Genomic DNA, 14,348 nt, shown 5'->3' on the forward strand with positions numbered 1-14,348 from the left:
CCTGCCCTGGCGGCCCTACATCCCTCCAGCCTCAAGCTCGATTCTTGAGGCTTTCCTTAATGGCTATCCGGGTCGCTTCATCCGACGCGCGGTTAAGGCAGCGGAAATCACTCGCTACCAATGCCCCGTCTCGCAGGAGGCGTGAGAGCAACGCAGCCGGTAGCGCCAGTTCAACATCGCTTTCCTTCATTTATGAGCACCTCCCGAACAGAATGCCCTACCATTTAATGCAAATGGTTCTTATTTGTAAATAAGAAATATTCTCCTTGCTGATGTAAATGAGTATCGTTACCATTCGCAACGCCAAATCGATCACCACAGGGGAAAAAACATGAAAAAGGGAACTGCCATTTTCAGCAGCGCGGTTGCACTGAGCTCAAGCCTGGCGCTGGCCCAGGAGCCCACGGCAGAACAGGCCGATGAAAGCACCCTCGAAGAGGTGCTGGTATTTGGCACCCTGAGCAATTTCTCAGCACTGAAATCCGACACTCCGATAATGGAATCTGCTCGTTCGGTTTCGATCATCACCCAGCAGCAAATCCTTGAACGCGGCGCGCTGGTACTGGACGACACCTTTACCTACAACGCTGGCGTCACCGGCGAAGCCTACGGCTTTGCTACCCGCGGCGACTGGGTGTTCGTGCGCGGTCTGGATGTGCCTCAGTATCAGGACAGCCTGCAGTCACTGTTCGGCAACTACAACAACACCCGGCCGCATATCTATACGCTTGAGCAAGTCGAAATTCTCAAGGGCCCCGCCTCGGTACTCTACGGCCAGGGGTCCCCCGGCGGCATCGTCAACGTAGTTAGTAAGCGCCCACAGTCTGAGAGCGCCCATGAAATCACCGCCGAGTACGGCACGTTTGATCACACGCAACTGGGAGTGGACAGCACTGGCGCCATTAACGACCAATGGAGCTATCGCTTTGTCGGTGTGTATAAGGATTCCGATTCCCAGGTCGACGAAGTATTCGACAAGACCACGGTGATCGCCCCTTCCATCAGTTGGCGCCCGGGCGACGCAACAGATATCACTTTGCTGCTGAACTACACGGAAACCGAGAGCGATACGGCTGCTCAGTTCTTACCCGTGGTGGGCACGCTTGAGCCTGCGGCCAACGGCCAATACATCGATCACAGCACTTATCTGGGCGACCCGGACTTCAACAAGTACGACGCCGAGACGCTGGCGATAACCCTGCTGGCCAGCCACCAGTTCAACGAAACCTGGAGCATGGAATTCACTTCCCGCTACACCGATGCTTCGGCAGATTACCAACAGGCGTGGCCATCATTTATTGGCGGCGATCGCTACGTTTACAACACCGATGGCAGCCTGTTTGAAGACGGCACAGTGCCTCGATCCTTCTATCGGTCGGACGCAAGCTCTGAGCAAGCAGCTGTCGACGTGCGATTTCGCGCGCAATTCGACACCGGCAGTATCGAGCACTCCGTGTTGATGGGCGGCCAGTACCAGGACATCACGACTACCGATGCCGGCTACTATGATTATGCCAATGGCTACTGGTTTATCCCCGGCGACCTCCACCCGGAAGAAAACACTGAGTACTGGATAAATGTGTTCGACCCCGTCTATGGCAACTATCCCGACCGGGACTATCTGGATTCCCTGTACACCAAAGCACCCGACGTCACTGTGGAAGACCTGGGTTTCTATATTCACGACCACATGACGCTGGCCAACTGGCACCTGACAGTGGGCGTTCGTTGGGATGAAACTGAAAATGAGGCAGGCGACATCAGTCAGGATGACGACGCTACCAGCGCTAGCGTCGGTCTGCTATACCAATTCGAGAACGGCCTCGCACCTTATGTCTCATGGGCCGAATCCTTTGATCCTGTTATCGGTGACAATGGCGCGGGCCGGCCACTGCAGCCCCGTGAAGGAGAACAGATCGAGGCGGGGCTTAAATACCAGCCGCAGAAATTCCCGGCCCTGATTACCCTCGCGTGGTTCGAAATTGATCAAACCAATCTGAACGACCCGCTGGCCCTGCCCGGCGAAGTTGAACAGCAGTCGGGCGAGGCCAGTGTCGATGGTATAGAACTGGAGGCACAGGCGCGTTTAGGGGACTTCCGTATACAGGGCGCCTGGAGCAAAATGGACACCGAATCTGCCGATGGCTATCGTTTCCCCAGTGTGCCGGAAGATCAAGCCTCTGCATGGGTGACATGGCAACCCAGCGGCAATATGGAAGGCTTCCGCGCCGGCGCAGGCGTGCGCTATGTGGGTGCAACATGGGATGGTTACGACCAGTTCAAGACACCGTCGTACACCCTGGGAGACCTGATGCTGGGTTACGCCTGGCAAAACTGGGACTTCAGCGTCAATGTACGCAACCTCGAGGACAAGGAATATCTGGCGACCTGTCTCGCCCGCGGTGACTGCTTCCCGGGTGAAGAGCGCACCATTGTAGGCCGCGTCTCTTACCGCATCGAATAAGGAAGTTCCCTATGCTGTCCAGTCAGGCTGCACTATCACTGATCCTCGGTGCTGCCGGGCTGGGCGCACTGCGCCTGGGCTGGCGCAAGAAAACCCCTGGCAGCCGGACAACGGTCGTGCTGGGGTGGATTCTCCTCGGCACTTGCCTCGCCACCGCCGTTCAATACTGGGGGGCAGAATTCGGCCTGAGTTACAGCCTCGCCGCGCTTGGCCTGCTCGCGCTGATCCCGATTACTGCCAACTACGAGTACAAGCCACCCAAGGTTGACCATTCAGCTGGAGGTCTCAGCAGCACGCCGGGCCATCGCTGGCTGACTTTTCTGGCCGCCGGCCCCCTCGCAGGAATCGCCTGCTGCCAGCTCACCCTGACACTGGTCGATCTCGCTCCCGGCAGTGAAATCAACCGCATGGCCTGGGCGGCAGTCGGCTTCCCCTCACTGTGGGGGCTGCTCATGTACCTGATTTGCACCCAACGCCAGCCTGTTCGCTACGCCTTAATCTGCACGGCTCTTATCATCGCCTGTTCACTCTACCTCTACCTTGGCACCTCCCATGCAGCTTAATCCGGAACTGGTCAAACGCTCACTCGACGCACACTCCGCTATCGGCCTGGTAGCGGGAGTCTTGATGTACTTCATCTGTCTTACCGGCACTCTGGCAGCGCTGGCTGAAGGGTTTGAGCGCTGGGAGCAACCAGCGATTCCCGAATTCCAACGCATGGAGCCCGCCGCAATAGAAAAGGCCATGAACACATTCAGAAGTGAAGTGGATGAACAGCCGGAGTCGCTATGGGTGGTCTTACCTACAGAGCAGATCCCACGCACACATGTTGCAGGCAGCGACAAAGAATTCTGGACCGACGCCGGGGGGAATCTACTGGCCCCACCCACCGAGAACTGGACCCACATGCTGCGGGAACTTCACCTGAGCCTGCACCTGCCCCGTAACATCGGCCTGGTTGTTGTCAGTGCCGCAGGCGCCATGCTGGTAGCGCTAATCATTTCCGGCCTGTTCGCTCACCCCCGCCTGTTCAAGGATGCCTTCAAGCTCCGCCTCGGCGGCTCGCGACGCCTCGAACAGGCAGACATTCACAACAGGCTGTCAGTGTGGGGCCTGCCGTTTCATCTGATGATTGCGGTGACAGGTGCTTTCTACGGCCTGGTAGGGATCATGGTGTATTCGGCCGCTGCGGCCTGGTATGACGGCGACGCCGATGCCATGTTCGACGCCGTGTACGGGGCGGACCCTGTCATTGAAGCACCGCTTGTTCCGCTGCAGCCGATTCGCGCGATGGCACAGCTCGAACAGCATCACCCGGATGCTGACCCTATCTACATCGTGGCCCACAAGGTGGGCACTGAAGCTCAGTTTATGGAGATAGCCGCCACCCAACCTGGACGCCTCGCCTATTCCGAGATCTATCGCTTCGACGTCCAGGGCAACTACCTTGGCGATCAAGGGCTGACTAGCGGCCCCGGCGGGCGTCAGTTCCTGTATTCACTTTATCGTATTCACTTCGGCTACTTTGGCGGCTGGCCTACGCGTATCGCGTGGCTTGCGCTTGGGCTAATGCTGACGATTGTCTCCGTAACCGGTGTCAATATCTGGCTGGCCAAGCGCGGCATAGACGACTGGATACCCAGGGCATGGACTACATTCGTATGGGGCGCGCCGCTGGCTCTGGCAGCTTCGGCGGCGGGCGCTGTACTCCTGGCTATCCCTGCACTGCCTCTGTTCCTGGCAGTGCTGGTCGTCGCAGTACTCACAGCATGCCGCGGCACAGGAGTCAGCACCCTCGCTAGCGAACTACAGTGGTGTACGGCTGCGGTGCTTATTGTTCTGGCGGTCGCCCACCTCGCCCTGCACGCACCCGGAGAAAACGGTGCCTATCTCTGGGCGATGAACGGCGGGGTGTTCGCGGCAGGGCTGGTCATGGCAGCACTGGCTTACCTGGGCGGAAGGCAATCAGTGCGGCGCACCACCACCCATTTGTGACTGCAGGTAGTTCTGCAGGCCAACCTTGTCGATCAGGCCCAGCTGTTTTTCCAGCCACCAGGTGTGGTCAACCTCGGTGTCTTCGAGAAGTTTCTCCAGGATCGTGCGAGTCTCATAGTCCTGCAGTTCCTCGCAAAGCTGAATCACTTCTTTCAGCGCAGCGCCAACGGCGAGTTCCACATCCAGATCGCTCTGCAACATGGCGGGAACATCCGCACCGACGTTGATCGGCTCGCGAGTAATCATATCCGGTCGCCCCTCGAGGAACAGAATTCGCTCGATCAGCGCCTTGGCGTGCTCTTTTTCATCGTCGAACTCGTGGGCGATGCGCTCATAAAGTTGATTCAGGCCCCAGTCATCGTACATCTGGGCGTGAATGAAATACTGGTCCATAGCGGCCAGTTCGAAAGACAGCAGCCTGTTAAGCCCCGCGATAACCTTGTCGTTGCCTTGCATAATCTACTTCCTCTCAGTCGTCCGACATTTTTGCCTGCAGGTAATTCTGGATACCTGAATTTTCGATCAGATACTGTTGCGCCTCAATCCAGTCCACGTGTCCTTCCTCATAGCCGAGGATATCTTCCAGCACGTCGCGACTGACATAGTCCTGGGTTTTCTCACACAAGGCGATCGCCTCTCGCAGCAGGGCAAGCTGCTCCACCTGGAAATCCATGTCGCACTGGAGCATCTCTTCAGTGTGCTCACCAATACGAATTTTTTCCAGATGCTGCAAATTGGGCAGCCCTTCCAGGAACAGAATGCGTTCGATAAGTTCGTCAGCCTGCTTCATGTCCTTGATGGACTTTTTGTAGGCTTTTTCGTTCAGCTCTTCCAGGCCCCAGTTGCGGAACATGCGGGCGTGCAGAAAATACTGATTAATGGATGTCAGCTCTAGGGTGAGCACCCGGTTGAGATAACCGATGACGTCGGCGTTGCCTTTCATAGCAAAGCTCCTGATAGCAAAATGCCGGCAAACGCGCCGGCGGGTACAAGTAATGCGAAGAGTGTAGCGTCGAACCCGAAAATAGTCTATTTTTTTGTTATAAATCAATCACTTGAGATTGACAATAAGAAGGATTCGCATTGCTTTTCGCTTTAAACCCAGAGCAACGTAGTGGCTTCAACAAGGGCAAGCCCGTGCCAGGCCTGGCAGCGTGCATCAAGCTTTTTGACCGGTAAGGACAACCGGCAAGATGATCCGGGGCGCTATACTCACGGCACCAGAATAAGAGGACTCACCATGAGCGCGGAACGACAAAAGCTGAACAAGCAGACAATGGGCATCACCGATGGCCTGCCCTTACAGGTTTCCGACGGAGGGATCGAAGAACTGCGTCGCGATATTCAGCGCCTGATGGACATGGAAGCCATCCGTCAACTCAAACACGCCTACTTTCGCTGCGTGGATACCGCCAATATGGATGAGCTGGCCACTCTGCTGCATCCGGACGTTATCGTTGACTTCAAGGGCGGCAACTACCACTGGCAGCTCGAGGGCAGAGACGCCTATCTGGAAAACCTCCACACATCGTTCAGTAAACAGGCCATCACCCAGCACCACGGCCATCATCCAGAGATTCAGATGTTGTCCGATACTGAAGCAACTGGCATCTGGTACCTGGAAGACAAATTCTGGGTATTGAATCATCGTTTCTTCACCACCGGCACGCTGCTCTACTGGGACCGATACGTGAAGGAGGACGGCCGCTGGCAGATCCTCGAAACCCGCTACGAGCGACTTTACGAATTTACCGATCAGCTGGAAGAGTCCCCCACCCCCGCCTCACACTACCTGGCCACCCACGGCAGCGAACCAAAGTTCTAGTGCCCTAAACTGACATCGCAGCCCCGATCTGTCTTATACTTTTCGCAGATCTCAAACTAATGCAGACGATGTCAATATTCTCACTGCGGGATGGCCAGTCCCGCAATCTCAAAATACTCACCCTGGGGCTATTACTGGTTGCCCTGGCTATCATCGCGAGCGAAAAACTGGCACCGCTCAGTTCCATATCATCACTGAGGCAGGACAACGGCTCGACGCCGGACGCTCCCGCGGAAGTATCCATCGCCGTATTGCCCTTCGTACCGCTGAGCAACGCACAGGACGATGCCTTTTTCGGCAAGGGGCTGGCGGAAGAGCTGCTCAACTCGCTAGCCAAGCTCCCCCGGCTAAAAGTGGCGGCGCGCACCTCCGCTTTCACTGTCGCCGAGGAAGACCTCGATGTCAGGGAGATGGGAAGGCAGCTGGGCGTGGGCCATGTCCTCGAGGGCTCCCTGCGCCGTTCGGGCAACCGATTGCGTGTTACCGCTCAGCTCATCCGGGTGGAAGATGGCTTCCATCTATGGTCCAACGCCTATGAAAAAAGCTCTGAAGATATTTTCCAGGTCCAGGACGAGATTGTGAGAGAGATGTCCCAGGTACTGCAGATCCGCCTGGGGGTAGGTGCTGGAGAGGGCCGGGCTTCTGCGCGCGGAGTCAACCCCCAGGCCTATGAAGACTATCTGCGCGGGCTGGATTTATGGTGGACCCGGGACCTGGCCGGCCACCGCGGTGCCGCTATCGAAAAATTCATGATGGTGACCGAGCAGGATTCCGAATTCCCGGATGGCTGGGCAGCCTATGCCACGGCACTGGCATTGAGCGACGAAAGCTACGCCCCGCATTTTCCAATCGGCGCTTATCACAGTTCGGTAGAGGATGCTTTTCAGCGGGCGCTGGGGCTGGATTCACGCAGCCATCGCGCTCTGTCGGGGCTGGTTTACTGGCATACAAACCGGGTCATCGATATCCCCCGCGCCTACGACTACCTGAAACGTGCGGAAGCATCCGGCGCGACCAACGGCTTCACCTATTACGTCGCCTCCCAGTACTACTTCTCCGTTGGCGATGAAGCCCTGACCATGGGTTCAATCCGTCGGGCAAGCCTTGCCGACCCGCTCAACCACACCTACAGCCGGCACGAATTTCTGTATGCGGCCGCCTTTGGCGACTACCGCTACAACGACCCCTTCTTGCAGGAACTGGATGCCTGTACCGCCTCCGACTGTAGTCCCACCCAGTGGATTATCGCCTGGAGCGCTGCCCTGGCGGCGCTGCACTCGGCCAACGATGCCGAGATCCGGCGCGCGCGTGACACGCTTATGGAAGTGTTCGCAGCCCTGGGCGCCGCCGGTTTCGCCGCCGAATACCAGGAATACCTGATCGCCTATATGGACAGGGTGCTAGGCATTGACCCACGGCAACAGTATTGGGATGCCGTCGATTTCACTGACCGCGACCCGGGTGGCCTGTTTACCCTGGATGCCGCCATCCTCGCCCGTGTAGGCCGCCTCGAAGACGCGCTGGATTTACTGGAACGAATTGCAGAGGCAGACCGCTTTTTCGCCAACCGAAGCGTACCTTACGTTCTGTCTGGTGGAGGCCTGGAAATGCCCGAGGAAATCCGCCGCCACCCGCGCTACCACGCCATCTGGGCTCAGCCGGGCATGCCCGCAATTGAACTGGCGCGGCGGTCAAACAGCACCAACGCCGGCCTGCCACTCCCGCCTATCTAGTCTTCCACCGAGGGTGGTGCATAAGGTATGAACTGGGTGCGCTCAAACGCCTGCGGGTCACCGTGACCGACAAACACTGAATAGACCAGTGACTGACGCACCCGATTTAACCCCAGCAGGTTCCGCGCAGCAGTGTCGGAAACAGCGCCGGTGGGTGCCGCATCGAGACCGAGTTCTGTGGCCGCCAACAGCATATTCTGGGCGATGTGACCCGCTTCCATAAGCACCACACGATAGGCATTGGGGTGAGGATACTTCCAACTGCTGCGCTCAAAGTTCGCCACCAGTAAGATCGCGAACGCCGCTCCCTCGGTCCAGTCCTGCTGAGCAAATAGCTCCGTCGTATTCACGGCCAGATGGGGGGTCACCAGGCCCAGCGAATGGTCCAGGGCACTGTAGTGGTATATCCCCGGCTGCAGGCCCTCAACATTGCGCACATACACATAGCCCTCGTAAGGATTCCGGGCGCCGCCGGAGGGCGTCATAGTGAGAGGCAGATGCGGTTCTTCGCCGGGAATCTGGGTATCGAGAAAACCGGTCACACCGAGGCCGGCATAAAGACAATCGCGCATCGCATTCGCTGTCACCGGCTTGGCCAGAAAGGTGCGCACACTCCGGCGCTTCTTCATCGTGGCGAGCAGGCCGCTATCCGTATCTGGCAGCGCCATCTGTGCCACATGCTCAAGACCCTCATTACTGGTGAACTGGGGAATCGTCGGCTGGGTAGCTGCAATATGGTGCATCCACTGAGCCGACTGGTCCTGATCCAACCAGGGTGGGTCCTGAATACCAAAGTGGTAAAGGCCGGCAGTGCTATCCCAGGCCCAGGCAGCCTCATACTCGGCGTCCTGCGCCGCCGCCTCGGTATTTTCCATGACCAGCAGGCCGTACTCGACCATCCCATGCAGATAGGTATCCACCGTCGCCGGCGACGTGGTCGGGTACAGCGCGTGTAACGCCTGGGGCAACTGCCATTCCTCGGCCCGTGACAACAGCTCAAGCGTAAATCCGTCCACCGGCATAGGCTGCTGGTACATGAAATTACGCACCACCGGACTCTGCCCGGCAAAGGTCACCACCAGGGATCGGGCCCTGCGTACGCGCACTGCGCTAACCGCCTGCCGTCAGGGACTGCCGTCAGCCGAGGCCGCCATAAACGGGCTCGCTGGCGAGGCCATGAACGGACTGGCGGGCGACGCCATAAACGGACTCGCGGGCGACGCCATGAACGGACTCGCGGGCGACGCCATGAACGGACTGGCGGGCGATGCCATGAACGGACTGGCGGGCGACGCCATGAACGGACTCGCGGGCGACGCCATGAACGGACTGGCGGGCGACGCCATGAACGGACTGGCGGGCGACGCCATAAACGGACTCGCGGGCGACGCCATGAACGGACTGGCAGGCGATGCCATGAACGGACTCGCGGGCGATGCCATGAACGGACTGGCGGGCGACGCCATGAACGGACTCGCGGGCGATGCCATGAACGGACTGGCGGGCGACGCCATGAACGGACTGGCGGGCGACGCCATGAACGGACTGGCGGGCGACGCCATGAACGGACTCGCGGGCGACGCCATGAACGGACTGGCAGGTGCGCCCGGCATCCCTGGCTGCGGCGAAGCCGCCCCCGCACCGGCCACCATCATGGACTGCTGGGCAATCGCCACGAGGTCACTGTTAGTCAGCTTGCTGGTATCAGTGTCTTTCCACGCTTTCTGGGTTGCATCCAGATAGACCTTCAGTGACTTCCGGGCCTGCTCGCGCACAGAATCCAGGTAGGCATCATAAGCCTCACGGAAAGGATCCATTGGGCTGGTTTCTTCTTTCTTCGGTGTTTTTCTCTGTGCCATGCTTCACGCCTCTTCAGCTTGGTGACGATTAATATTCCGCTGCGTCGATGGGCTCACCCCCGCCAACTACAACTTCTCTTTGAAAAAATCTGTAATTCTTGTCCACAGTCGCGCCGGGCTCTGCCCCATACCGAAGAAGGACATATGCTCCTGCTTCGGATACAGCATCATCTGGAATTTTTTACCGTCCTGCACCAGCTGATTGATAAGCTGTATCGAGTGCTGCAAATGCACATTCGGATCTGCCGCTCCGTGCATCAACAGCAAATCACCCGCAAGTTGATCGCCATACTGCGGAATCGCTGTCTCTGTGTATCCAGCCTGGTTGCTGGCCGGCAAGTTCATATAACGCTCGGTATAAACGCAGTCATATTCACGCCAGTTGGTCACCGGCGCATACACCACCCCGGTGCTATAGGCACCGTGGGTACGCAGCATCGCGTTCAAGGTCATAAAGCCGCCAAAACTACCACCGACAATACCGATACGATCAGGATCTACCCAGGACAGGCCCTTCAGATGCTCGACCCCAACCAACTGGTCCTGCAACTCGACATGCCCCAGCTGTTCATAGATCGGCGTTTCCCAGTCGTGCCCGCGTGGCGCGGCGTTGGAACCGCGATTGTCCAAAGAGAATACGCCGTAGCCATTCTGCGCCATCATCTGCAACCAGAGCTCGGGTACCGGCCGCCAGTAATTCATGACATTGCGGGCGAGACCAAAACCACCGGGTAACGGCCCACCGTAGATGTAGACAATGACGGGGTACTTCTTACCCTCCTCAATATTCGCCGGCTCCAGCAACTTCGCCTGCAACGGCATTGCATCGGACGGTATTCCCAGCGGGGCCGCAGGCAGGCTGAAAAAATCGAACTCTCGCAGCCCATACTTCTCCAGAGCCTCACAAGCGTTAGCCTCTAGCGCGGCCACTGCCTTGCCCTCAATATCACACAAGTCGAGTCGCGGCGGCCGCACCGCCGTGGAATTAATATCAGCAAAGTAGCTGAAGTCTGGCGAGATATGACCGAAGTGCGAGGCTCCCGCTGCGGTGAGCTGCTCTGAACCCAGCACGCTGTAACAATCTTCGTCTGCGGTGAAACGGACCCTCTTCAGTTGCGCCTCGGTATATGGATCGGGCCAGACTACGTAATAAACTGCACCGCCCGCCTCGTCCAACTGATTGACTGCCACACTGGCCTCAGGGCCGTCTGTGAGCTGCAGAAGCTCGTTGCCCTCGATGTCGTACAGGTAAAGATAGCGGTAACTGTCCCGCTCCGAGGACCACAGGAAGCGGCGCGAATCAGCGAAGAAACGCAAGTCGTCGGCGACATTGATCCAATATGGGTCTGTCTCGGTGAGGATCGTCCAGGTGATTCCGGTCACGCTGTCGGCAATCACCAGGTCGAGTCGCTTGTGATCGCGGCTGAGCATCTGCAGGGCAAGGTGACGCGAATCCGGCAACCAGCTCACCCGGGCGAGATAGGACCCTGCCCAGGCCCGCGTATCGATATAGCGATAGCCTGCGGGGCCAAGCACCTTGAGCGCCATCAGTGGAATATTGTCGCCGGGCTGGGGAAAACGTTCGGGCCGGTTCTGGCCATCGGCAGCCATCAGATTGGCATACCAGAACATAGGCACGCCGCTCTCGTCTGTTTCCAGAAATGCGACCTGGGATGCGTCCGGCGACCACCAGTGTCCAAGTCCAGAGAGGACGTCACCCATGGTGTCGGGCGTCGCCGAGCGATAGACCTCGCTGCTGCCGGTAGTGAGCGGAATTTCCCAACCGGTAGCGAGATCCTTCTTGTACAGGTCCCAGCCCACCACGTAGCTGACAAAGCGGCCATCCGGGGAAATACTGGTGTCACGAATGTTAGCGCCCGCCCGGCTCACTGGCACCAGCAGTCCGGTCGCCAGGTGCAGGATGCTCGGGGCGGCGCCGGCTTCGACAACCAGGATTCGCTCGCCGTCCGGAAACCAGGAATAGGACTGATAACCCGCCGCCTGCACCCGCCGGTGCCAACCCTCACTTCTCGCGTTGTGTGCTGCGGCTTCGTCGGCGTGCACCGATTCACCGTGTGAGTCCAGCCGACTGAAATCGAACAGCACACGATGCACCTGCTCGCGCGGATCATAGGCGACCAGCTCGGTACCGGTATCAGCTTCTCGCAAATAGGTCAGCAGCGAACCATCCGGGCTCCAACCAATATCGTCGATAGCGTAGCCGCTGAGGTTGGGCTGGTCGTAGATACGATCTACGGTCAAGGTAGTGCTCATGCCGTCACCTGCGTCTGCATGCCGAGCTCCCACTGCACCTGCACATCGGGCTGGGCCTTGCCCAACGGAGGGATGTACATGGTGGCGTTAGGCGTGGGGGCACTGTGAGGCAACTGGCATAGAGGGCCAGTGCCAATGATGGGTTCGACGCCCGCGAACTGAGGTGCCTCATACAGGGTCACCGGATGATTGGGACCGTAGTAGGCCATCAACTTCTGGGTCAGGCGCTCAAGGCCCTGCAGTGGGTAATGATGCGTCTCGTAAGTCAGCACACCAACACCACCAATCTGCCACAGAATCAAATGACAAGCGGGGTCTATGGCCCGCATATTCAACAGGAAGTCCGTCGCCTCGTAGGATATGCAACCACCGAACTCGTCCACACCCAGGTCCGCGTACAGGCAGTCCGCGGCGGACACGGCCGGCAGCATACGAGCACTGAAACCTTCGGCCCTGGCCCTGCGCACCGCCTCATGGGTCGACATGGCCAGAACGCCTGGATGGCCATAGACCGCCATGCAAACTCGATGACCCTGGTGCAGGTAGGCCATAGTCCGTTCGACAATATCGGCATAGGTATCCAGTCGCAGCTTGTCCGAACCATAAAGGTCCATCAGCGATTCTGCGCCGTCCGGATTGAGCGAGCGAATGACCTCCTCCGCCACCGGGTCGGCAGTGATATAGAGCACTTTATCCGCCGCACGAATCCAGGCGATGGTTTCAATGGTGAGTTGGCCAGTGGCACGAATGCCCGTACCGACCACGATCAGTTGTTCGTCATGAATATCGCTCACTGGCCGCAATCACCTCGCAGCCGGGTGTAGATCAGGTTCTGATCGCGACTCAGGAGAATCGCAATTTCATCGTCAGACAGGCCGGCACGCTCAGCCGCGCCGCGCGGGTCCAGGACAAATTCGCTGAATAGATCAGGCTCGGTGGCAACAGCCACCAGGTAGGACTTCAAATCGGTGCTCAAGGTGTCCCCTTACTCCCTTTGTTCTTCTTGGTGGGCACTCGTAAAAAGCTACCCACAAGCTAGTGCAAGGGAGAGAGGTGTGCAAGCTATCCTGCAGGTTTTACCGACAATGCCTCGGAATCCGCAGGGACTGCGACCAACTGCGGATTTAATTCGCGCCACCATGCAGGGCTTTGCCGCGGTTCCAGGACGTCAACGGGAGCGCCGATGATCGGAGTCAGCAGTTTGACCTGACGCTCGGCAGCAAGTGCGGCTGCTCTTTCCATCGGCTCATACCAGGGGTGAAAAGCCAGGTTAAACGTGCTGTTGTGAATGGGCAGCATCGCTTTACCGCGCAGATCGATATGCGCCTGAACGCTCTGCTCAGGCAACATATGCACTGCGGCCCAAAGCTGGTCATAGGCCCCAGTCTCTATCAGCGTAATGTCGAACGGGCCGAAGCGCTCGCCAATGTCTCGAAAGCCATCAAAGTAGCCAGTGTCGCCGCTGAAGAACAATTTCGCGCCCGCGCCCTCGATCACCCAACTGGCCCACAGTGTGCGGTTCCCGTCCAACATGCCGCGCCCGGAGAAATGTTGCGCAGGCGTGGCCGTCAGGCTGAGGTCACCCAGTTCCAGACCTTGCCACCAGTCCAGTTCATGAATGCGCGTATCCTCAATGCCCCATCTTCGCAGGTGATCCCCAACGCCGCGTGGCACTACAAAATTTTCGACCCTGGATTCGATCCGTTTTATCGTCCCATAGTCCAGGTGATCATAATGATCGTGACTAATGACCACTGCCTTGATATCTGGCAGCGCTTCTGGCTCCAGCGGGACTGGGTGGAAGCGACGCGGCCCGGCCCACTGCACAGGGGAAGCTCTCTCACTGAAGACAGGGTCAGTGAGCACATACTCATCGCCGAGCTTGATCAGGATCGATGAGTGGCCAAGGCGGTACAGCAGAGGTGACGTCGCCGCATCAAGTTCATCTCGGCCAATGTAATGCAGCGGGACCTCAGCCTCAGGGCGCTTGTCCAACTGCGGAGTAGTGAATCTCGCTTTGATAATTTTCAGCATTTTCATCTCTCTCGGACCGGCTTCATTCTCGAACTTCCCGCCTGCTTTTGGCGCCCCGCCTTCAGACAACGCTTGAGCGCTCAGGACAAAGCCCACTGCCAGCAGTAAATGTCTTTTCATTGAGATCACAGGGGCCGCCACAAAAGCTGACCGGGGGTCCAATT

At 58.2% G+C, this 14,348-nt stretch carries 14 protein-coding genes; 6 read left to right on the forward strand and 8 right to left on the reverse strand.

Annotated features, from left to right (window positions below; genetic code table 11):
- Positions 1-31: 31 nt before the first annotated feature.
- The gene (locus EY643_RS17740) at positions 32-190 is read right to left on the reverse strand and encodes a hypothetical protein (protein WP_153240497.1); all 159 of its coding nucleotides are present in this window, start codon (positions 188-190) and stop codon (positions 32-34) included.
- A 141-nt stretch (positions 191-331) separates the two neighbouring features.
- On the opposite strand from EY643_RS17740, the gene EY643_RS17745 reads away from it, so the two are divergent.
- From EY643_RS17745 to EY643_RS17755, 3 genes are read left to right on the forward strand one after another with little or no spacing between them, the layout of a single operon-like run.
- Positions 332-2,464, forward strand: a complete 2,133-nt coding sequence (locus EY643_RS17745; RefSeq protein ID WP_153240498.1) for a TonB-dependent siderophore receptor — start codon at positions 332-334, stop codon at positions 2,462-2,464.
- An 11-nt stretch (positions 2,465-2,475) separates the two neighbouring features.
- Entirely contained in the window at positions 2,476-3,027 is a 552-nt protein-coding gene (locus tag EY643_RS17750) for a hypothetical protein (protein ID WP_153240499.1), read from the forward strand.
- On the forward strand, positions 3,017-4,459 hold the full coding sequence (locus tag EY643_RS17755; RefSeq protein ID WP_153240500.1) for a PepSY-associated TM helix domain-containing protein: 1,443 nt from the start codon (positions 3,017-3,019) through the stop codon (positions 4,457-4,459). Before EY643_RS17750 ends, EY643_RS17755 begins: the two co-directional genes overlap by 11 nt.
- Here the strand turns inward: EY643_RS17755 and bfr (EY643_RS17760) are convergent.
- Positions 4,430-4,915, reverse strand: a complete 486-nt coding sequence (gene bfr, locus EY643_RS17760; RefSeq protein ID WP_153240501.1) for a bacterioferritin — start codon at positions 4,913-4,915, stop codon at positions 4,430-4,432. The genes EY643_RS17755 and bfr (EY643_RS17760) overlap by 30 nt on opposite strands.
- 13 nt (positions 4,916-4,928) lie before the next feature.
- Positions 4,929-5,402 carry a bacterioferritin gene (bfr, locus tag EY643_RS17765; protein ID WP_153240502.1) on the reverse strand — a complete coding sequence of 158 codons (474 nt, stop codon included), beginning with the start codon at positions 5,400-5,402 and terminating at the stop codon, positions 4,929-4,931.
- A 297-nt stretch (positions 5,403-5,699) separates the two neighbouring features.
- On the opposite strand from bfr (EY643_RS17765), the gene EY643_RS17770 reads away from it, so the two are divergent.
- Positions 5,700-6,284, forward strand: a complete 585-nt coding sequence (locus EY643_RS17770) for a nuclear transport factor 2 family protein (protein ID WP_153240503.1) — start codon at positions 5,700-5,702, stop codon at positions 6,282-6,284.
- A 68-nt stretch (positions 6,285-6,352) separates the two neighbouring features.
- Positions 6,353-8,017 carry a hypothetical protein gene (locus EY643_RS17775; RefSeq protein WP_205743097.1) on the forward strand — a complete coding sequence of 555 codons (1,665 nt, stop codon included), beginning with the start codon at positions 6,353-6,355 and terminating at the stop codon, positions 8,015-8,017.
- Here the strand turns inward: EY643_RS17775 and EY643_RS17780 are convergent.
- Positions 8,014-9,123, reverse strand: coding sequence for a SagB/ThcOx family dehydrogenase (locus EY643_RS17780; RefSeq protein ID WP_153240505.1), 1,110 nt, complete (start codon positions 9,121-9,123; stop codon positions 8,014-8,016). The two genes, EY643_RS17775 and EY643_RS17780, sit on opposite strands and share 4 nt — an antisense overlap.
- 70 nt (positions 9,124-9,193) lie before the next feature.
- Between EY643_RS17780 and EY643_RS17785 the strand changes: the two genes are divergently transcribed.
- Positions 9,194-9,760: a hypothetical protein gene (locus tag EY643_RS17785; RefSeq protein ID WP_153240506.1), complete on the forward strand. Its 567-nt coding sequence runs from the start codon at positions 9,194-9,196 to the stop codon at positions 9,758-9,760.
- A gap of 182 nt (positions 9,761-9,942) precedes the next feature.
- Here EY643_RS17785 and EY643_RS17790 read toward each other — a convergent pair whose 3' ends face one another.
- The 4 genes from EY643_RS17790 to EY643_RS17805 form a co-directional block, all read right to left on the reverse strand.
- A complete protein-coding gene (locus EY643_RS17790) occupies positions 9,943-12,150 on the reverse strand; it encodes a S9 family peptidase (protein ID WP_153240507.1) in 2,208 nt (735 codons plus the stop codon).
- On the reverse strand, positions 12,147-12,944 hold the full coding sequence (locus tag EY643_RS17795; protein ID WP_170287462.1) for an SAM-dependent methyltransferase: 798 nt from the start codon (positions 12,942-12,944) through the stop codon (positions 12,147-12,149). The genes EY643_RS17790 and EY643_RS17795 overlap by 4 nt, the downstream gene beginning before the upstream one ends.
- The gene (locus EY643_RS17800; protein ID WP_153240509.1) at positions 12,941-13,126 is read right to left on the reverse strand and encodes a hypothetical protein; all 186 of its coding nucleotides are present in this window, start codon (positions 13,124-13,126) and stop codon (positions 12,941-12,943) included. Before EY643_RS17800 ends, EY643_RS17795 begins: the two co-directional genes overlap by 4 nt.
- Positions 13,127-13,212: 86 nt before the next feature.
- Positions 13,213-14,304: an MBL fold metallo-hydrolase gene (locus EY643_RS17805; RefSeq protein WP_153240510.1), complete on the reverse strand. Its 1,092-nt coding sequence runs from the start codon at positions 14,302-14,304 to the stop codon at positions 13,213-13,215.
- Positions 14,305-14,348: the final 44 nt, after the last annotated feature.

The organism is Halioglobus maricola (genome assembly GCF_009388985.1).
GTDB lineage: Bacteria > Pseudomonadota > Gammaproteobacteria > Pseudomonadales > Halieaceae > Halioglobus > Halioglobus maricola.